This is a genomic window from Thioalkalicoccus limnaeus (assembly GCF_041197575.1).
Classification (GTDB): Bacteria; Pseudomonadota; Gammaproteobacteria; order Chromatiales; family Chromatiaceae; genus Thioalkalicoccus; species Thioalkalicoccus limnaeus.
The window spans coordinates 278,310-295,051 of the sequence record NZ_JBDKXB010000002.1 but is presented as its reverse complement, the minus strand read 5'-3'; the positions used below and the strand labels follow the sequence as shown (position 1 = coordinate 295,051).

At 61.7% G+C, this 16,742-nt stretch carries 22 protein-coding genes and 2 pseudogenes; 7 read left to right on the top strand and 17 right to left on the bottom strand.

Annotation, left to right across the window (positions count from 1 at the left end; translation table 11 throughout):
- Positions 1-172: 172 nt before the first annotated feature.
- Together ABC977_RS03010 and ABC977_RS03005 are read right to left on the bottom strand one after the other, a co-directional pair.
- Positions 173-397 (bottom strand): type II toxin-antitoxin system HicB family antitoxin, encoded by a 225-nt coding sequence (locus ABC977_RS03010; protein ID WP_369665747.1) that lies wholly within the window; start codon positions 395-397, stop codon positions 173-175.
- Positions 381-626, bottom strand: a complete 246-nt coding sequence (locus ABC977_RS03005) for a type II toxin-antitoxin system HicA family toxin (protein ID WP_369665746.1) — start codon at positions 624-626, stop codon at positions 381-383. Before ABC977_RS03005 ends, ABC977_RS03010 begins: the two co-directional genes overlap by 17 nt.
- Before the next feature lie 283 nt (positions 627-909).
- Between ABC977_RS03005 and ABC977_RS03000 the strand changes: the two genes are divergently transcribed.
- On the top strand, positions 910-1,500 hold the full coding sequence (locus ABC977_RS03000) for a transposase (RefSeq protein WP_369665745.1): 591 nt from the start codon (positions 910-912) through the stop codon (positions 1,498-1,500).
- Between the two features lie 896 nt (positions 1,501-2,396).
- Positions 2,397-2,831: a pilin gene (locus tag ABC977_RS02995; RefSeq protein ID WP_369665744.1), complete on the top strand. Its 435-nt coding sequence runs from the start codon at positions 2,397-2,399 to the stop codon at positions 2,829-2,831.
- 116 nt (positions 2,832-2,947) lie between these two features.
- On the opposite strand, the gene ABC977_RS02990 is transcribed toward ABC977_RS02995, so the two are convergent.
- Together ABC977_RS02990 and ABC977_RS02985 are read right to left on the bottom strand one after the other, a co-directional pair.
- Positions 2,948-3,070: a hypothetical protein gene (locus tag ABC977_RS02990; RefSeq protein WP_369665743.1), complete on the bottom strand. Its 123-nt coding sequence runs from the start codon at positions 3,068-3,070 to the stop codon at positions 2,948-2,950.
- A 263-nt stretch (positions 3,071-3,333) separates the two neighbouring features.
- Positions 3,334-3,594: pseudogene (locus ABC977_RS02985) on the bottom strand (PD-(D/E)XK nuclease family protein); the annotation flags it as partial.
- A 237-nt stretch (positions 3,595-3,831) separates the two neighbouring features.
- Between ABC977_RS02985 and ABC977_RS02980 the strand changes: the two are divergent.
- Positions 3,832-4,080, top strand: coding sequence for a type II toxin-antitoxin system Phd/YefM family antitoxin (locus ABC977_RS02980; RefSeq protein ID WP_369665742.1), 249 nt, complete (start codon positions 3,832-3,834; stop codon positions 4,078-4,080).
- Between the two features lie 119 nt (positions 4,081-4,199).
- Here the strand turns inward: ABC977_RS02980 and ABC977_RS02975 are convergent, their stop codons facing one another.
- From ABC977_RS02975 to ABC977_RS02960, 4 genes and pseudogenes are all read right to left on the bottom strand, one after another.
- Positions 4,200-4,484 (bottom strand): HigA family addiction module antitoxin, encoded by a 285-nt coding sequence (locus ABC977_RS02975; RefSeq protein ID WP_369665741.1) that lies wholly within the window; start codon positions 4,482-4,484, stop codon positions 4,200-4,202.
- A 12-nt stretch (positions 4,485-4,496) separates the two neighbouring features.
- Positions 4,497-4,760 (bottom strand): annotated as a pseudogene (locus ABC977_RS02970) (type II toxin-antitoxin system RelE/ParE family toxin); the annotation flags it as partial.
- Between the two features lie 302 nt (positions 4,761-5,062).
- Positions 5,063-5,575 (bottom strand): coiled-coil domain-containing protein, encoded by a 513-nt coding sequence (locus tag ABC977_RS02965; protein WP_369665740.1) that lies wholly within the window; start codon positions 5,573-5,575, stop codon positions 5,063-5,065.
- Between the two features lie 450 nt (positions 5,576-6,025).
- On the bottom strand, positions 6,026-6,793 hold the full coding sequence (locus ABC977_RS02960) for a PD-(D/E)XK nuclease family protein (RefSeq protein WP_369665739.1): 768 nt from the start codon (positions 6,791-6,793) through the stop codon (positions 6,026-6,028).
- Between the two features lie 237 nt (positions 6,794-7,030).
- On the opposite strand from ABC977_RS02960, the gene ABC977_RS02955 reads away from it, so the two are divergent.
- The 3 genes from ABC977_RS02955 to ABC977_RS02945 all read left to right on the top strand — a co-directional run bounded on the left by ABC977_RS02955 (position 7,031) and on the right by ABC977_RS02945 (position 8,473).
- Positions 7,031-7,285, top strand: coding sequence for a hypothetical protein (locus tag ABC977_RS02955; RefSeq protein ID WP_369665738.1), 255 nt, complete (start codon positions 7,031-7,033; stop codon positions 7,283-7,285).
- Between the two features lie 700 nt (positions 7,286-7,985).
- Complete coding sequence (locus tag ABC977_RS02950; RefSeq protein ID WP_369665737.1) at positions 7,986-8,195, top strand: TA system antitoxin ParD family protein; 210 nt, start codon at positions 7,986-7,988, stop codon at positions 8,193-8,195.
- A complete protein-coding gene (locus ABC977_RS02945) occupies positions 8,195-8,473 on the top strand; it encodes a type II toxin-antitoxin system RelE/ParE family toxin (RefSeq protein ID WP_369665736.1) in 279 nt (92 codons plus the stop codon). The genes ABC977_RS02950 and ABC977_RS02945 overlap by 1 nt, the downstream gene beginning before the upstream one ends.
- Here ABC977_RS02945 and ABC977_RS02940 read toward each other — a convergent pair.
- The 8 genes from ABC977_RS02940 to ABC977_RS02905 form a co-directional block, all read right to left on the bottom strand.
- Positions 8,443-8,799 (bottom strand): hypothetical protein, encoded by a 357-nt coding sequence (locus tag ABC977_RS02940; RefSeq protein WP_369665735.1) that lies wholly within the window; start codon positions 8,797-8,799, stop codon positions 8,443-8,445. The genes ABC977_RS02945 and ABC977_RS02940 overlap by 31 nt on opposite strands.
- A 428-nt stretch (positions 8,800-9,227) precedes the next feature.
- Positions 9,228-9,503 (bottom strand): hypothetical protein, encoded by a 276-nt coding sequence (locus tag ABC977_RS02935; protein WP_369665734.1) that lies wholly within the window; start codon positions 9,501-9,503, stop codon positions 9,228-9,230.
- Between the two features lie 3 nt (positions 9,504-9,506).
- Positions 9,507-10,976, bottom strand: a complete 1,470-nt coding sequence (locus ABC977_RS02930) for a Fic family protein (RefSeq protein WP_369665733.1) — start codon at positions 10,974-10,976, stop codon at positions 9,507-9,509.
- Between the two features lie 510 nt (positions 10,977-11,486).
- Entirely contained in the window at positions 11,487-12,191 is a 705-nt protein-coding gene (locus ABC977_RS02925) for a glycosyltransferase (RefSeq protein ID WP_369665732.1), read from the bottom strand.
- A 66-nt stretch (positions 12,192-12,257) separates the two neighbouring features.
- Positions 12,258-12,701, bottom strand: coding sequence for a hypothetical protein (locus ABC977_RS02920; RefSeq protein WP_369665731.1), 444 nt, complete (start codon positions 12,699-12,701; stop codon positions 12,258-12,260).
- The gene (locus tag ABC977_RS02915; protein WP_369665730.1) at positions 12,698-13,006 is read right to left on the bottom strand and encodes a nucleotidyltransferase family protein; all 309 of its coding nucleotides are present in this window, start codon (positions 13,004-13,006) and stop codon (positions 12,698-12,700) included. Before ABC977_RS02915 ends, ABC977_RS02920 begins: the two co-directional genes overlap by 4 nt.
- 479 nt (positions 13,007-13,485) lie before the next feature.
- A complete protein-coding gene (locus ABC977_RS02910) occupies positions 13,486-14,286 on the bottom strand; it encodes a PD-(D/E)XK nuclease family protein (protein WP_369665729.1) in 801 nt (266 codons plus the stop codon).
- Positions 14,287-14,635: 349 nt separating this feature from the next.
- Complete coding sequence (locus tag ABC977_RS02905) at positions 14,636-14,899, bottom strand: DUF433 domain-containing protein (protein ID WP_369665728.1); 264 nt, start codon at positions 14,897-14,899, stop codon at positions 14,636-14,638.
- A 260-nt stretch (positions 14,900-15,159) separates the two neighbouring features.
- Between ABC977_RS02905 and ABC977_RS02900 the strand changes: the two genes are divergently transcribed.
- Positions 15,160-15,555 (top strand): CCDC90 family protein, encoded by a 396-nt coding sequence (locus ABC977_RS02900; protein ID WP_369665727.1) that lies wholly within the window; start codon positions 15,160-15,162, stop codon positions 15,553-15,555.
- A 290-nt stretch (positions 15,556-15,845) separates the two neighbouring features.
- Here the strand turns inward: ABC977_RS02900 and ABC977_RS02895 are convergent, their stop codons facing one another.
- Complete coding sequence (locus ABC977_RS02895; protein WP_369665726.1) at positions 15,846-16,325, bottom strand: DUF29 domain-containing protein; 480 nt, start codon at positions 16,323-16,325, stop codon at positions 15,846-15,848.
- Between the last annotated feature and the right edge of the window lie 417 nt (positions 16,326-16,742).

Here is a 16,742-nt window from a genome sequence, read left to right as displayed (position 1 = left end):
ACCAGGGATGTTACTTTTCGAGGCCTGACCCCCGCCCCCGCGCCCGAAATGCTGCATTTCAAGACCTGACCCCAGACCCTATGGACCCTATGTGATCACTACCCTCGAAATGTTGCATTGCAAGACCTGACCCCGAAGCCTCGATCTCTGCCCAACCTCCCGGGGCCAGCTCTCATGCGGCAAGTCGCTGGGGCTTGGCTTTGGGCTCTGGATACGGGCGATTCATGTTCGCACATGCCTCCAGCCAAGAGGCCATCGCCAAGCTCATTTCGTGCAGGGCTTCTTGCTGCGTCTCGCCAAATGCGGAACAGCCAGGCAAATCAGGGGCGATCGCAATGAACCCCTGGTCTTCATCGCTCCAAAATATCTCTACAAGGTATCTATTTGCCCTGTCCATACTTGTCCACCATTTCGATCAATTGCCTGGCCTGATAGGCTTTGATGTAACCGCCCCGGTTCTGAAAATTTAGCAGGGTAGGCTCGCCAAAACGACCATAAGTTCGATGAGAACCTTGTCCGCCTTGGCATTCGAAAACCAATGACTGCGCAATCCGGCAGGCATCCTCGAAACGCACGCTCTTAGGGTTGGCGCGCAAGGCGGCAAAACGCTTGTCGCGCTTGGTCATACAACCGCATCTTCTCTTGTCAGGGGACGGCTAACGGCTAATGAGTGCCCTCTACTCCTCGCGCCTCGCAAAAACTCTACGGCGAGCCCGCCGCGCCGTCAACAAAATAGGTGACCCGTATGTTTCCTTGACCCCTGCAGTGACCGGCCCGAGGCATCAACGAGGTGCAACAAGGTGGGTGTCCCGTAGATCCACGGAATTTAGACCCTGCCGTCTTCTCCTACAGCCCGAAATGTTGCATTTCAAGACCTGACCCCCTGCCCCCACGGCCAACATCCTGGCGGTGCAGAATCTGTTCTCGCGCAACCGCGGGCGCTCCATCAGCGCCAACGAGGTGCGGCGCTTGACGCCGGAGTCGGTCGCCGAGCGGGTCGCCGACCCCAACTTGGCGTTGGCCATCCAGAGCACGGTCCTGGCGATGCGCGGCCAGCAGGCAGCGATCGAGCTGCTCGAGCGCGAGGCCTGGCGGCAGACAAAGGCGTCGCCGACCTGGCGAGCGCTGCAAACCGTCAGCGGCATCGGGCGTATCCTCGGGCTGACCATCGTGCTGGAGACCGGTCCCATCGAGCGCTTCGGGCACGTCGGGCACTACGCCTCCTACTGTCGTTGCGTCGGCAGCCAGCACGTCTCCAACGGCAAGCAGAAGGGTCAGGGCAACACCAAGAACGGCAACAAATACCTCGCTTGGGCGTACGTCGAGGCGGCCAACTTCGCCGTGCGCTACAACCCGCAGATCAAGCGCTATTATCAACGCAAGCGCGCCAAGACCAAGGCCGTGGTGGCGACCAAGGCCGTCGCCCACAAGCTGGCGCGCGCCTGTTACCACATTCTGCGCGAAGGCCGCGCGTTCGATGTGAACCGCGCCTTCGCCTGAACCAAATCGGGCATGCCTCGGTGAGCTCGGACACGGGGTTGGCGAGCAGCCACCAGATCTGATTGAGCCCCGAGGCATTCCCGCCGAGGATGGCCACCGACACGGAGCGACAGCGTATGTGACCGAGACGCCCCCGCCGCTGAGCCACAACGGGGTTGGGTGCGCTCCACCGGAGCGTCAGCCAGAGATCTGTGAACGCACGGCCCGCCTCCAGGCATGGCCGTGTACCACTTGGACCTTGGCGGGGTACTGACGATTTTCTGGGGCTCGCATGAGCCACGGGCCGGGTGTCTTCTCCCCATCGGGAGCAGCCCCAGCGCCTAGAACCTGAAGGGTGACTGGTGCGGATCGGCTCCGCAACCACCACAAAGAGAACCGACGGCGCGTCCAAGGCACAACGCAGCGTTTCGTGGATAATTGATCCAGATCATCGCGCCAGGCCGCGAGGAACTTCTGTCGCCTCTTGACCAGGGTCAGCTAAATGGTGACCCCCTGCCCCCTTCCTTTTCGAGGCCTGACCCCCGCCCCCGCGCCCGAAATGCTGCATTTCAAGACCTGACCCCTCCTCCCTCGGAAGGCCGCGCCGGACGTGTCGCGCCGCCTAAGCGGTCGAAAATCGCCGACGGCCGGTTTTGACAATTTTCGTCACTTCTTGACCGGGAAGGTCGGTCGCGGTGGCTGGCGCGCGCGAGCGGCGTGTGGACGGCTGGTGGCATCCGGGTCGGCAAGGCTTTCGGAACAAGCACCTGCGGCGGGCCGGGGCCAGCGCGACAAGGTTGGCCCGATTGCTGCTGTCATCAGGCCAGGAGCGGAAGACGGCGCGCGGCCAGGTGGCCCGAGGGGTCTTCCGGCATTCCGGGTTCGACGACCATCCATGATCCACAGAGGACATTACGATGCACAAACAGCAAGGCTTTACCTTGATCGAACTGATGATCGTCGTCGCGATCATCGGTATTCTGGCGGCGATTGCGATTCCGGCGTACAACGATTACACGGTTCGCGCGCGGGTGACGGAAGGTCTGAGTCTCGCCTCTCCAGCGCGGACTATCGTTGCTGAGAACATTCAAACCGGTGCGGCGGCGGCTGGACTGGGCTGGGAGGAACCTGACTCGACTGATATCGTCGATGAAATCACTATTGGTGACGATGGGACGATCACCATCGTATACACCGCTCTCGCACGAGACGTGGAGATCACTTTGACACCAGATCCAACGTTCGCGGCGGGCGAGGTCGGCGAGGGGCGAATCACATGGGTATGCGAGGTTGACGAAGCCGATAATAATAAATATGTGCCTGCGAATTGCCGTGTCGGTGCGGCTGAATGAGTTAGCGTTGGCATCCTGATTTCCCTCAAAACGAAAAGGCGCCATCCGGCGCCTTTTCAGTCTCCGGAAAGAGGTTAGATCGCATGGCCATCGCGGCTCTGCTGCTCGGCAATTTCTTAGTCGGCATTGCACTCCTGCTCGGTGCCGACCTCGCCGACATCATCGGCGCCGAGCTCGGTGCGCGCCTCCTGATTGGCTTTACTGTGGTGCCCGGGTTGGTCATGTTGATCCGGCAACATCGGCCACATTGGCAACGGCAGCAGCAGGGAATGGGGTCAGGTCTTGAAATGCAACATTGCGTCCCCTCCAAAAACCCGTTTCGGCGACCGAGCGCGGGAAGGGGGCGTCGGTCGACCCCACGCAAGGGAATTACGGTGGCAGTTCAGGGTAATGCAAGCGCAACCGGGGGTCAGGTCGCACATGTAACGTCCAATCGAGCGTGCATTCCCGTGCGCGTCCCGCGCGACCTCTACGAGCAGGCCAGTCGGGTACGCCGCGGAAGTCATTCGGTCGGCGGTTCGTCCACCGACGTCACGTCCGTGGAATCATGGTAGGTCTCGATGCCCAGTCGCTCGGCGACCTTGCGCGCCCGCGCGTCGATCATCGGCGAGATCACGATCAAGCGCGCCGCCTTGCGTTGGTGCCGCGCTTCGTAGAAGCGGGCCTTGCGCTCGAAGATGTACATCCCGGCCTTGTCGATCGACGACTTCAGCTCGCAGATCAGCAGCAGGGGGAAGGGGGTCAGGGGAAGGGGGTCAGGTCTTGAAATACAACATTTCCGGAGAAGACCGGGGGAACGCAGGAGCACAAGGAATGGGGTCAGGTCATGTCTTTTGCCCGCTGTGGGCTCAGCTACCGCTTGTGGCACTTGGCTAGTCCAGCCTAGACTAATTCCAGATCAACCGACTTGAACGGAGGACGCGGGTGGAACGGGCAACCGCGCTACACGCGGTACGCCTTCCCTCCCCGCCTGAACGGCGGGGTTTCTCGCACACGAAAGATGCTAGCCGTCAACACGTTGCAAGCGAAATCCTCGCTGTCTCGCTTGGTGGAAGCGATCGAGCAAGGGCGGGAGCGCGAGATCATCATCGCCCGTAATGGTCGTCCCGTCGCCAAGTTGGTGGCGGTGGATGCAGGGCCGGTCGGCCAACGTCTCGGCGTCGCCAAGGGTAAATTCGAGGTGCCTGACAATATCGACGCCCATAACGAGGACGTGGCACGGCTGTTCCTGGGGGGAGAGCGGGCTTGAATCTGCTGCGCGCCCGGGTCAGTGCCGTTCGTCCGGCTCGAAGCACTCTTCGAGCGTGGCAGCCATTAGCCAGCAGCGCGAAGGACTGGCCATCACCGAGCGGCGCCTCGGCCTCCGCTTTAGGCCGCTAGCCGTTGCACGCCTAAAGCAGCCTTCTGGCCTTCCAACTGCCAAAGATCGTACGCCGCCTGGTGCGCCAGCCAGCTTTCTGCGCTTTTGCCAAAGGCCAGTTCCAGGCGCAGCGCCATCTCAGGGGCCAAGCTCGTCTTGGTGTTGACCAGTTCAGACAGCGCCTTGCGCGAGACCTTCAGGGCGCTAGCCGCGTCTTTGATCGTCAGTTTCAGCGGTTTGAGCCACAACTCCCGTAGAAGCTCGCCCGGATGGGGCGGTTGATGCATGCGCATGGGCAGCCTCGCTTAGTGGTAGTCCAGATAGTCGACGACGTAGGCGTCGCCATCCTCGAAACGAAAGATCACGCGCCAGTTGGCCTGGATGGTGAGTGCCCAAAACCCGGCACGGTCGCCCTTCAGAGGATGCAGGCGCAAGCCCGGCGCATCCAGGTCCGCCACGCGCCGCGCCTGATCGAGCAGCGCCAACGTGAGCCGCAACCGCTTTGCGTGTCGGGCTTGAATGCCCGCCCGACTCCCTGTGACGAAAAATCGCTCCAGCCCCTTATGGCGGCAATGGGGTCAGGTCTTGAAATGCAACATTTCGAACTGTAGGAGAAGACTGTGGGGTCCAAATTTCGGACCAAACGGCGGGCCGTGACGGTGTTCGCAAACGGAGGAGGGTCAGGTCTCAAAAAGTAACATCCCTGGCTCCCTTCTCCTGACCCGACCGCAAAGGCCAGCGCTTCGGAGGGCTCTCCTTTTGCCGGGTACCATCCCGTCTCTCTCCCCACGCGGCTCCCCGTCGCGCTCGTCGAGCAGGCATCCAGCGTCCGTTCCGCGCGCGGACGAACCCTCTGGCGCCAGCGGGCGGCTCAGAGCAACTTGACCAGGGCCGCGATCGCGGCGACCTGGGCGAACATCAGCGGCACGATCCACTTGAGCAGATCGACCTTGGTGCGCGCCACCTCGCCGCGCACCTGCTCGATCTCCTTGAGCAGCCGCAACTCGGTCTCGCGCAACGCACCGCGGACCTGCTCGATGTCCAGCTTGAGCTCGGCACGGACCTGCTGAACCTCGGCGCGGACGCGCTCGATGTCCAGCTTGAGCTCGGCGCGGACCTGTTCGATGTCCTGCTTGAGTTCAGCACGGAGCTGTTCGATGTCCTGCTTGAGCTCGGCACGGACCCGCTCGATCTCGGCGCGGACCTGCTCGATCTCCTTCTGCAAGCGCAGCTCGCTCTCGCGCACATGGCCCTGGGTCGCCAATTCCGGAAGATGCGGGTAGCGCTCTTCCAAGCGCTCGAAGGCCTCGGCGATGACGCGCGCCCGCGCGCGCTCGTCCGGGGCACTGGTCAGGGCTTCGTAGAGGGCAACGCTCGAGTTCATGGCTTTACTCTGCCATCGGGTGGGCGCGATGGCAAGGCGCCCGAGCAGCGCGGTGGATCAGGGACCGTGTCGGCACGGAGGATGGGGTCACCATTTAGCTGACCCTGGTCGAGAGGCGACAGAAGTTCCTCGCGGCCTGGCGCGATGATCTGGATCAATTCTCCACGAAACGCTGCGTTGTGCCTTGGACGCGCCGTCGGTTCTCTTTGTGGTGGTTGCGGAGCCGATCCGCACCAGTCACCCTTCAGGTTCTACGTGGGGAAGGGGTCTTGAAAGGGGGAAAAGGTGTCAGGCCTTGTCTTTTGCCCGTTTCGGGCTCAGCTTGATCGCAAGTGCTTAACTGGGGGTCCGGTCAGCACCTGTCACGTCCACGTCGAATCGAGAGTGCATGCACCCTGGGTGCGTCCCACGCGACCTCTATGAGCAGGCCAGCCGGCTACGCACCGGGAGTCATTCGGTCGGCGGTTCGTCCACGGACGTCACGTCCGTGGAATCATAGTAGGTCTCGATGCCCAGTCGCTCGGCAACCTTGCGCGCTCGTGCGTCGATCATCGGTGAGATCACGATCAGGCGCGCCGCCTGGCGTTGGTGCCGCGCTTCGTAGAAGCGGGCCTTGCGCTCGAAGATGTACATCCCGGCCTTGTCGATCGACGACTTCAGCTCGCAGATCAGCAGCACACCGTTCTTGACGATGATATCGAGCTCGATCTGCTCCGGACGTCCGAACACCACGCCCTCGTCATCGAATTCGTTGACGTTGAGCACCTGCACGCCGAAGCTGTCTTCGAGGATTCCGGCCAGGGCATTGCGAAACGTCGTCTCGGAGTGAATCCCCCACCGTGCGCCCAAAGCGCCGATACCGCGGTCGAATTTCTTCGCCTGCGCCATGATCTCCTCATGGACCCGGTCGAAGTGCCGAGCATTCTCCTCCCACTTGCGCGCCTGCTCTGCCCGATCGCGCTCGGACTCGGCCTTCTGCTCTTCCCACCTGCGCGCCTGTTCTTCCCACTTGCGCGCCTGCTCCTCCCACTTTCGGGTCTGCGCTTCGCGATCGCGCCGCAGCTCGCCTAGCAGGGCATAAAACCAGTCCTCGGTCTCGCCGCGCGACGGGTGATGCTGACGCGTCAGCTCCAGGACATAGTCACGAAACGCCGAATCCTCCCGCAGGATCGCCGGAAGCTCACGCTTAATGGTTTCTTTCAGGGATTCAGCTGTCATCTCGAAGATACTCAGAACGTCCTAGGACGCTAGTTTATGACCATAGCCATAGCAGCGGCTCGGGGTCAAGAGGGACTCGGGGCGCGGGGCGGACGGGGTCACCATTTAGCTGGGCATGGTACGCGCTCCATAACTACGGCTACGGCGTACAGCCTGGGGATATTCCAGGGCGTGTCTCCGGTTACACCCTGCCCTCGGCTGCTAAAATGCACTCAATCCAATCAAGCAGCTATCACCATGACCGATGTAGAGAATCTGATCATTGAGCATTTACGCGCCTTGCGTTCTGAGATCCAGACGTTCCGCACTGAAATGCAAGGTGAATTTCGAGATGTCAAGGCCCGCCTCAGCACGCTCGAGGTTGCCCTTTCCGGCGTCAAGCGCGACCAGGCAGAATCCTTGGCGGACTATGCCCGTCAGCAGATGAGCTTGGATCAGATCGTCGAGCGGATTCAGCGCATCGAGCGTCGCCTGGAGCTGTCGGACGGATAGCCGCGTAGGGCACGAGATTAGCAGCGCCCAGGAATGGGGCCAGGTCTTGAAATGCAACATTTCGGGCTGTAAGCAGGGGGAGGGGTCGCACAGCCCCGGTGACCGCTTACCGTTCGCCGTTGCCGTTCGATGTGGCTTGCCTTTGGCGGGTAGGGCGTAGCGTAGTGACGACTTCGCGTTCTGGCAGCGGGTCGAGTTGGTTGGGACGCCCGCGCGGTGCCGAGCTGGGGCTCGGCGCTCCCAGGGGCCGGGCTCAGGCCAGGGGCCTGCGGGATCGGACAAGCCGGGTAGGATACGTACCGCGCACCCAACGGGCCACCCACGCCCGTTCTTCTCCTCCCCCGACTAGGATCTGGGGTCGCAAGCACCAACACTCCTAGGCCGCGGTGCGGTTGGATACGCACCACGAACCATCCGGCGACCAACGGACCAAATGCCCCACTCCGTTCTCCTCCCTCGACCGCAAAAGAGACCGCTCCGGCGGTCTCGCCTTTTTCGGGTTCCCATCCCGTCCCTGCCCCACGCCGCCGCTGGCGCTACGGATCAACCCCGACCCGCGCTCACCCTCTTGCTTGTCCGGCGCTTGTCCGGCCAGATTGGCCTGGCCTTCGGAAGGGGCAAACAAGGTCGGTTCTTGAGTCTTCTAGGTTCCGTTTTGGTCCTTTGCGGGCTATTATGGAGCCTTGCTACGGAGGTTCACATGTCCATCAACGTCAAGCTGTCAGAAACCCTTATTGAGTGCGCCAAGCGCCACGGCGCGGCCGAGCATCGTTCGGTACCCAAGCAAATCGAATACTGGTCTCGGATCGGAAAGATCGCCACGGAGAATCCGGATTTGCCCTTCAGCGTCATCCGCGACATCCTGCTGGCAGATCAGGAAGAACCCGTAGGTGAGTATCAGTTCGGCTGATGCGCATCCTTGTCACGCCCACCTTTGAGCGCGCGGTCAAGAAAATGCACCGTTTGCAAAAGGCGGCGCTCGATGAAGCTGTGCGCACGATCAGTGGCCAACCAGACGCGGGCGAAACCAAGGTTGGCGACCTTGCGGGTGTGAGGATCTATAAATTTCGCATGGGTGAGATGCTGTCCCTGCTCGCCTACCGCGTTCTGGACGAGAACACGGTCAAACTCCTGATGGTCGGACCACATGAAGACTTCTATCGCGATCTCAAGCGCATTGAACATTGACCCAAACCAGGCATGGCGAGCGGAGGGGCTGGGGTCAGGTCTTGTCTTTTGCCCGTTTCGGCCTCGGCCTTTTGCTCTTCCCACTTGCGCGCCTGCTCGGCCCGGTCGCGCTCGGCCTCGGCCTTCTGTTCCTCCCATTTTCGGGTCTGCGCTTCGCGATCGCGCCGCAGCTCGCCTAGCAGGGCATAAAACCAGTCCTCGGTCTCGCCGCGCGACGGGTGATGCTGACGCGTCAACTCCAGAACATAGTCGCGAAACGACGGATCCTCCCGCAGGATCGCCGGAAGCTCACGCTTGATGGTTTCTTTCAGGGATTCAGCTGTCATCTCCAAGGCTCTCCGAACATCCTAGGGTGCTAGGGCGGCTAATTCTCGACCATGGCCATAGCAGAGGCTCGGGATCAGTTCTCGCGTCGTCACAATCAGGGCTCAGACGGGTGGCCGGGGGCTCCCATTGCACGTCCTGGGGTGTCTGACAGCATCATCCTCCTGTCGAGGAGAATGTCCAGAAGCCGCCCGGCAGCGGTCAGGGCGAGTTGCCGCGGCTCGAACCGTCTTTCGCTCCCCTAACTCCCATGGCTGGGGCCACCCCGTAGCATGAAATCTCTCGACCGAAGACAAGCCAGCTGGCGTTCGGCTGCGTATTTCACGTTAACGCACGTTCGAGCAAACCCACAAACCGCAGCTTGCGAACCAAGGGCTGGCCGATCCGGGTTGGCTGGATCAACAGATCGATATCACCGCCAGGTTCATCGTCATCGACTCGCGACCCGAATAGCGTCACGCGCGAATGTCGCGCGAGGCGCCTCGCCTGTTCGCAGCAGCAACAAGAACGAAATTCGGTCACGCTCGCCGGCCGCGAGCAACTGCCGGGCTCCGTCAAGCGCCGCGTTATCGGTGGGATGCCCCGGGCGCGGACCGTCGGCGATGATGAAAAGCTGCGACGGGCGCTGCTCGCGCAGCACCGCGAAGGTCTGCTCGGTGTGCTGCGGGCGGTTGAAGACGATATAGGCGATGGGGCTTTGGGTCATGGTTTATTTCAGTGCCTGCGCGCACGCCTGCTCGATGGCATCAAACACCGGGTTGGGGACGGTGAGCTGGAATTGCTTCCGCCGGTTCCTCGAGACCTTGCCATTGTTCTGTAACGCGGCAATCACCAGGGTGGTGAGTGCACTGCCGCGCACATCGAAGGCGTCATCGATTTGGCGATACACCCGATCGAAGCGATCGAGAAATTCGGTTTCTTCGCGCAGGTCTTTCTCGAGTGCTTGTCTGGCCATGTCGAGGCTGAACTCGACGACCTGCGTTGCATCCCAGTAGCGATAGAGCGCCTCATCACCCTGAAACCGAAAGTCGTAGCTTTCGTCGGCCAACCAGCGTACCTCCCAGTGGCGGCGCATGGGTATGGAAAAACTTTGCAAGGCGCTCAGATAGGCCGCTTCATTGCGTTTCATCGCCACCGAAACCGGTAACAGCAATCCATTGGCCAAACGGCCAGACTGGCAGAGCGCGTAGTGAAACAGGAAGCGTGACAGGCGGCCGTTGCCATCCATGAAGGGGTGAATGAACACGAAGCCGAAAGACGCGATAGCGGCGGCGACCAGCGGGTCGATCCTTTTCGCCAGCGCGTTGGCAAACGCCAGCACCTCGTCCATCAGCGCATGCACCAGCTCGGGTGGTGGCGGCACATAGGTGATACCGGCCGCGCCCCGCAGTGGTCCGCGCAGCCAGTTTTGTTCGTGGCGATAGGCGGCGGCTCGATCCAGCGGATTGGTGATGGCGGCGTTTTGCAACGCGACCAGATAGTCCTCGTCCATCGGCCGCGGCTGGTGCGCCTGTTTCAACAGCGCGACGAAGGCTTCGGCCTTGTCCGGCGATGGTGTCTCCCGCTCGATCGCGAATGACGTTTCGGTCTCGTGCAGATAGGCCCAGGCGAGTGCCCGATCGGTCGCCTGCGGCCCGAGCCCGGCCACGAAGGTGTTCGCCCGGTCGAGAATGTCGAGCGCGAGCAAGCGTTCAATGGCCGGCGTGCGCTCCACGGTGACCGCGTAACGCAGCGATCCCAGTCCGTTGAAATTGACCTTCCAGCGCGCATTGCGCTGACCGGGCGCGGTCAGGTAGCGCCTGGCATCGAACAAATCGACCGTTGGCCCCGCGATCGCAAAGTCGCCGTCGATGTCGCGGCCGTTGAAGGCCTCCCACAAAAAACCCAGGACGCGCACATAACGACTCGATGGCGTGGCCTGCACCCGGCGCCGAATGTCGCTGTCCGGAATCCGCGTGAGCGCCTGCGCCAGGACTTGCAGGTTGACCCCTTCATGCTTGAGCGCAAACAAGAGCTGATCGAGTGGCTGATCGGCTTCGGGCGCGACCTGCGTGGGCACCAGCAAGGCCTCTGCGGTTCGCGTCACACGCGAAACCGGCGCCAACCGCGCCGGCCTCGACAGCGGGAAGGTCGCGAGCCGGAAGCGCTCGCAGAGCCATTGGTAGCCAAGCCAACCCATTTTTTCTTCAAAGGGCCAGGATTTTGTTGAAGAACACCATTAGGCACCTTTTTTTGTTAGAGCCCCGTTACCGCAGCACCCGAAGCCCACGCCGGCACCAGATCCGGTCGACCAAACAGTGAAAGAATCCGGGTGCCGCAGACAATCACCTATCAGCACCATGCCCGCCGCCTCACCGAAGAACCAGTCGAGCGTCCCGGACACTGCCCGCTTGCAGCCCAGGTTGGGCGTCGCGAAACAGGGTGCGGACCTCGCAGGGTCAATCGACTGCTGTTGCGATCTGCTGCGCCTGCGCGCCGCGCTCAGCCTCGCGCGGGTCCGGCTTCCGGCCGTCGGCGACGACATACAGACGTGCCGGAGGCGCCGCGCGGATGGCTGCGAGACCGGGGCGGTTGGGTCGGGGCGATTGAACAGCAACAGGAGAAGAGGGACTTGAGTCATACGGTATCTTCATCCGCACATCGGGCATCCGGGTCAGGGCAAAGACGAGGACGTCAAGTGCAAGTTCGATCAGAGGGCATTACCCGCCTCGTCGCTACCCGTTGCGGCGTACCGGTCGATCCCCCGATTCGGATGCAGGCTACCGGAAATACCGACGATCCGCGCCTGAGCGGGGAGGCCGAGTTGCGCGCGGGCGCTGGCCCGGTCACGCGGCCTAAAACGCGCGGGGTCGATGGTACTCTGCAGCGTCATGACCGGAACGCGCGGGACCAGCCGGCGCAGGTACTCGGACAGCGGCTCGCTGACCGCCGTGATCGCCGCCGCCTCGCGGAGTACCCGACGGTAAAGCCGGCGCATCCCCGGCAGTCGCGTCAGGCCGAAGCTCTCGTAATTGTCATAAAGGTCGATGACATAGGGGCGGTCGAGCCGTCGGGCCAGATAGTGCGTCAAGACCGCATGCGGGGCGTCCGATCCGCCCAGCAGCACATTTGGCTCGAAGTCGTGCAGTTCTCGTTGGATGGTGCGCCAATAGGCGGGCAGACCGCCGATCCACAGCGGTCCGGCGTCATATCCGTGCCAAATCAGCGAGCCGCCGTTGGCACTGACGGGGTCGCGACGTCGAATCGATCCGGCCGGTCGATAGCTCAGACAGAACACCCGCACCTCATGCCCAAGCTCGGCCAGGCCGCGCGGCAGTTCATAGAGCCGTGCATAGCGGTCGCTGATGACGTCCTGTCCCATGTAACCGCGTTTCCGGAACACGGCGATACGCATGGTCGAAAAACTTTGATGCGGCGAATCGAAATCTTGAATGAAGCTGAATATTTTCGGGATCGATCGTCATTTTGAGCGATCTTTCATGCGTGCGATCATTTCAGCCATTTCGTCGACCATTGTAAATGCTATTCGCAAGGTCAGAATCAACTCTTCGATATCGAGATGGTATTCATGCGCAATTTGATTGCGGATCTCCCGAATTTCCTGCCAGCGCTGTACGGAATCGAGAAAGCGATAACGTTCCAGAAGATTCAGGATGTCGATGATCGGCACGGACTCGACCGGCTCTTTCAAGATTTGCACGGTAAACTGACGAAACAGTTGTACGCTCATGACATCCTGAAGTTTGGAGAAACGATAGGCAAACTGATCAAGCGTTGCGATCAAATCCGGGTTGCGAGTCCTGAAGTGATCCAGCGTCAAAGGGGATGGGCAGCGTTGCATGGCTTCCGACAAGGCTTGAAGATGCCGACCGCATTCCTCGTATAGTTCCGTCAGCGGTCTCATATCGGTTCCCCTGTCCGTTTTGCGTGATCCTGAATCGACGACGGTGTGCTCTTTTCAATCACGACATCGATTTTCCGATCGCCCAACTCACGCCGCAATTCTGCACAGAACCGCAAACGACGGCCGACGATTTCATCGGCAGACCAGTTGCCTGGAATAAAGAGGTCAATGTCTCCGCCATGACGATCATCATCCAGCCGAGAGCCGAACAATCGCGGGATCGTTCCAAAATGTCGCAACCCTGCCGCGCGGATTTTTTGTTTCTGATCTTCGGTCAGGCGCATGGTGGTGGTTGGTTGTTTCAATACTCGGAAACAGGTGAATGTCAAAACCGGACGCTTTGATCCGGCCGGTTGCGCGAAATGTTACGATAGCACAACATTTTCCATCGATCTAAGCGACCTGGAGCCGCGGGAATGGGGTCAGGTCTTGAAATGCAACATTTCGGGCTGTAGGAGAAGACGGCAGGGTCCAAATTTCGGACCAAACGGCGGGCCGTGACGGTGTTCGGGTTGTCTTCTCCGCCGACCGGCCGGCGTAGCGGACGACACTCGAGCTCGTGGGGCTAATCTGCCATGTGGCCTGGAGTTCTGCAGAAGGGAAAGGTGTCAGGTCTTGTCTTTTGCCCGTTTCGGGCTCGGCTTGATCTAAAGTAAAGTGCGTGACCGGGTGCGCAACCGGGGGTCCAGTCGCACCTGTCACGTCGACGTCCAATCGGAGGAGTGCAGCCCGGGCGCGTCCCGCGCGACCTCTACGAGCCGGCAAGCCGGCTGCGCACCGGGAGTCAGTCGGTCGGCGGTTCGTCCACGGACGTCACGTCCGTGGAATCATGGTAGGTCTCGATGCCCAGTCGCTCGGCAACCTTGCGCGCCCGCGCGTCGATCATCGGTGAGATCACGATCAGGCGCGCCGCCTGGCGTTGGTGCCGCGCTTCGTAGAAGCGGGCCTTGCGCTCGAAGATGTACATCCCGGCCTTGTCGATCGACGACTTCAGCTCGCAGATCAGCAGCACACCGTTCTTGACGATGATATCGAGCTCGATCTGCTCCGGACGTCCGAACACCACGCCCTCGTCATCGAATTCGTTGACGTTGAGCACCTGCACGCCGAAGCTGTCTTCGAGGATTCCGGCCAGGGCATTGCGAAACGTCGTCTCGGAGTGAATCCCCCACCGTGCGCCCAAAGCGCCGATGCCGCGGTCGAATTTCTTCGCCTGGGCCATGATCTCCTCATGGACCCGGTCGAAGTGCCGAGCATTCTCCTCCCACTTGCGCGCCTGCTCTGCCCGATCGCGCTCGGACTCCGCCTTCTGCTCTTCCCACTTGCGCGCCTGCTCTTCCCACCTGCGCGCCTGCTCGGCCCGGTCGCGCTCGGCCTCGGCCTTCTGTTCCTCCCATTTTCGGGTCTGCGCTTCGCGATCGCGCCGCAGCTCGCCTAGCAGGGCATAAAACCAGTCCTCGGTCTCGCCACGCGATGGGTGATGCTGACGAGTCAACTCCAGAACATAGTCGCGAAACGACGGGTCCTCCCGCAGGATCGCCGGAAGCTCACGCTTGATGGTTTCTTTCAGGGATTCAGCTGTCATCTCCAAGGCACTCAGAACATCCTAGGGCGCTAGCGCGGCTTGTTCGTCACCATCGCCATAGCCGGGGCTCGGGGTCAGTCCTCGCGTCGTCACAGTCAGGGCTCAGACGGGTGGCCGGGGGCTCCCATTGCACGTCCTGGGGTGTCAGACAGCATCATCCTCCAGTCGAGGATGTGGAACGGCCGACGATACGCCGTCGGTCCCGAGGGGGCGCGGTCACGATTTAGTGCGATTTCCCCCTGCTGTCCGTCCGTCCAGGTTTCACCGAGATCGCGCATGCGCGAACAGTCGCCACCCGACCACAAAGCGAGACGATACGGGAGGTTGACATCGATTAGGAAACGCGGCATCAGGCGACATGGCGCAGCGTATCGCGAGGGGCCATCAAGTGAGCGGCAAAGCGCAGGCAAGCATCGATGTCTGCGGGCTCGAGCGAGGGATACTGGCACAAGATCCCGTCACGGGTTTCTCCGGCGCTCAGACAGCCGAGAACCGTCTCGGCGGTGATCCGCATGCCCCGGATCGTCGGCTGCCCATTGCAGTCGTCTGGGTGAACGGTGATCCGGCCATCCAAATATTCGAGCGAGGCGTCATCGTCGATGAAGGCATTCATCGCGCTTTCGGTTCCAAGTCGGATAGACGTCTAAATGATAGCAAGGTCGAGAAGAGAAAACCGGGCGCTTCTCTGGATCCTCTCCGGCAATGGGACGGGGGGTGTGACGGTGGGCGGATAGCCCTAGATTGCCGGCGAAGGCCCCGGTGATGGCCGCTCGGGACCGACCACCACAGGTGTCGGGTGGAGGCTCGGACGTGGGCGGAATGGCCAGCTATAATCGGGCTTGTTTCAGACCTTGAAAACAACGGGATCTTGGCATGACTTCCGTCGTCCAGCTTTACGAAGCCCTGGCCAGCGCGCCGGACGATCGCGCCCGAGCGCGGGTGATCGCCGAGGCCTTCGAGCGACGCGAAGAGCGTTATCCGCACCTCCCCGATCTGGTGACGCAGTCGCACCTACGCGAGACGGAATTGCGCTTGCAGCGGGAGATCGAGCAGATGCGCGCGGATCTGACGCGGGAGATCGAGCAGGTGCGCACGGATCTGACGCGGGAGATCGAGCAGGTGCGCGCGGATCTGACGCTGCGGATCGAGCAGCTGCGCAGCGAGCTGAAGACCGATATCGAGCGGAGCCGCAATAGCCTACTGGCCTGGCTGATCCCGCTGATGTTCGCCCAAGTCGGGGCCATGGCGGCGCTGGTGAAGCTGCTGTGAGAAAGCTGAAAACCGGGGAAAGGTGTCAGGCCTTGTCTTTTGCCCGCTGTGGGCTCAGCTGTGATCCACGGCGGCCGGGGGCACCATTTTGCTGACCCGGATCACGAGGCGACAGAAGTTCCTGGCACGCGGGGGCTGGGGCGGGCTCCCGAGCCGGCCGGGCACTCCCCGGGCGGTCGGGCGCTGCTTGGTACTCGTCGATCCGGAAGACCATGCGGCAAACACGGTGTAAGCCGCGCGGCCGAGGTCGAGAAATGCCAAGGTCAGCGGCGTTTGGCCGTGGCGGCCGTTCATCCGAGGTCGCCCTCCCTGCCGCCGGGCCAATACTCATCGTCGAGGACCTGATCGATGGTGAAGGGACAGGTCGGCGGAAAGCGGTTCAGCTCCAGCCTGGTCTCCTGCGCCGCCTCGCGCCGAGCCGTGTCGTAGATCGCGCCCAAGGCCGCAGCCAACGTTGGTCGCAGGCTCGGGCTCTCTTTGAGCAAGAGCTTGATGTCGATCCGCTGGGTGATGACGGTCACCTCCCAACTGCGGGAACGGCGCTCAGGTTGGCACTGCATCTTGAGGAGATGCAAAACCAAAATGACCAGACGGTTGCGCAGTTGTCGCCGCTCGCTTCGGCTCATACCGTCAAGCTCGTCCGAAAGGTGCTCCCGATCGAGTCGGTCGAGGTCGCCCGCCCGGAGATGGCGCGCCTGGTCTTCCAGCCAGCGCACGTAGTCGGTGTCATAGTTTGTACTTTGGCTCATGGCGGTGCCCGAGGCTTGCAATGCTGAACCTTAGGTTACGACGATGGCGGTGTATCCGTCATCCTGGGACTGTGATTGGGGACCCATAGGGATCGGCGTCAGGCCTCGCTCTATAACATTCACAGAGGATTCGGGGTCGGGAGTTGCGGTCACCATTTAGCCGACCCGGATCACGAGGCGACAGAAGTTCCTGGGGGCCGGGCGCGAGAATCCGGATCAATTGTCCGCGAAACCTGGCGTTGCGCCTTGGACGCGCCGCCGGTTTTCTTTGGTGCTTGCGGAGCCACTCCGCACCACTCACCCTTCAGGTTCTAGGCGATGGGGCTGCTCCCGGTGGGGAGAAGGCCCCCGGCCCGTGGCTCATGCGAGCCCCAGAAGATGGCGCTGGAGATAGCCAGTCACCATGGCACGGGGTGCAAGGCGTCGTTCAGCTAGCCG

Bases quoted from the DNA above. Each gene is read 5' to 3' on its own strand.
- ABC977_RS02960 (WP_369665739.1), bottom strand. From the start codon at position 6,793: ATGACAGCTGAATCCCTGAAAGAAACCATTAAGCGTGAGCTTCCGGCG.
- ABC977_RS02990 (WP_369665743.1), bottom strand. From the start codon at position 3,070: ATGTTGCCGGATCAACATGACCAACCCGGGCACCACAGTAAAGCCAAT.
- ABC977_RS02900 (WP_369665727.1), top strand. From the start codon at position 15,160: ATGACTTCCGTCGTCCAGCTTTACGAAGCCCTGGCCAGCGCGCCGGAC.
- ABC977_RS03010 (WP_369665747.1), bottom strand. From the start codon at position 397: ATGGACAGGGCAAATAGATACCTTGTAGAGATATTTTGGAGCGATGAA.
- ABC977_RS02980 (WP_369665742.1), top strand. From the start codon at position 3,832: ATGCTAGCCGTCAACACGTTGCAAGCGAAATCCTCGCTGTCTCGCTTG.
- ABC977_RS02930 (WP_369665733.1), bottom strand. From the start codon at position 10,976: ATGGGTTGGCTTGGCTACCAATGGCTCTGCGAGCGCTTCCGGCTCGCG.
- ABC977_RS02935 (WP_369665734.1), bottom strand. From the start codon at position 9,503: ATGACCCAAAGCCCCATCGCCTATATCGTCTTCAACCGCCCGCAGCAC.
- ABC977_RS03005 (WP_369665746.1), bottom strand. From the start codon at position 626: ATGACCAAGCGCGACAAGCGTTTTGCCGCCTTGCGCGCCAACCCTAAG.
- ABC977_RS02940 (WP_369665735.1), bottom strand. From the start codon at position 8,799: ATGACAGCTGAATCCCTGAAAGAAACCATCAAGCGTGAGCTTCCGGCG.
- ABC977_RS02910 (WP_369665729.1), bottom strand. From the start codon at position 14,286: ATGACAGCTGAATCCCTGAAAGAAACCATCAAGCGTGAGCTTCCGGCG.
- ABC977_RS02950 (WP_369665737.1), top strand. From the start codon at position 7,986: ATGTCCATCAACGTCAAGCTGTCAGAAACCCTTATTGAGTGCGCCAAG.
- ABC977_RS02995 (WP_369665744.1), top strand. From the start codon at position 2,397: ATGCACAAACAGCAAGGCTTTACCTTGATCGAACTGATGATCGTCGTC.
- ABC977_RS02905 (WP_369665728.1), bottom strand. From the start codon at position 14,899: ATGAATGCCTTCATCGACGATGACGCCTCGCTCGAATATTTGGATGGC.
- ABC977_RS02945 (WP_369665736.1), top strand. From the start codon at position 8,195: ATGCGCATCCTTGTCACGCCCACCTTTGAGCGCGCGGTCAAGAAAATG.
- ABC977_RS02925 (WP_369665732.1), bottom strand. From the start codon at position 12,191: ATGCGTATCGCCGTGTTCCGGAAACGCGGTTACATGGGACAGGACGTC.
- ABC977_RS02965 (WP_369665740.1), bottom strand. From the start codon at position 5,575: ATGAACTCGAGCGTTGCCCTCTACGAAGCCCTGACCAGTGCCCCGGAC.
- ABC977_RS02955 (WP_369665738.1), top strand. From the start codon at position 7,031: ATGACCGATGTAGAGAATCTGATCATTGAGCATTTACGCGCCTTGCGT.
- ABC977_RS02975 (WP_369665741.1), bottom strand. From the start codon at position 4,484: ATGCGCATGCATCAACCGCCCCATCCGGGCGAGCTTCTACGGGAGTTG.
- ABC977_RS02920 (WP_369665731.1), bottom strand. From the start codon at position 12,701: ATGAGACCGCTGACGGAACTATACGAGGAATGCGGTCGGCATCTTCAA.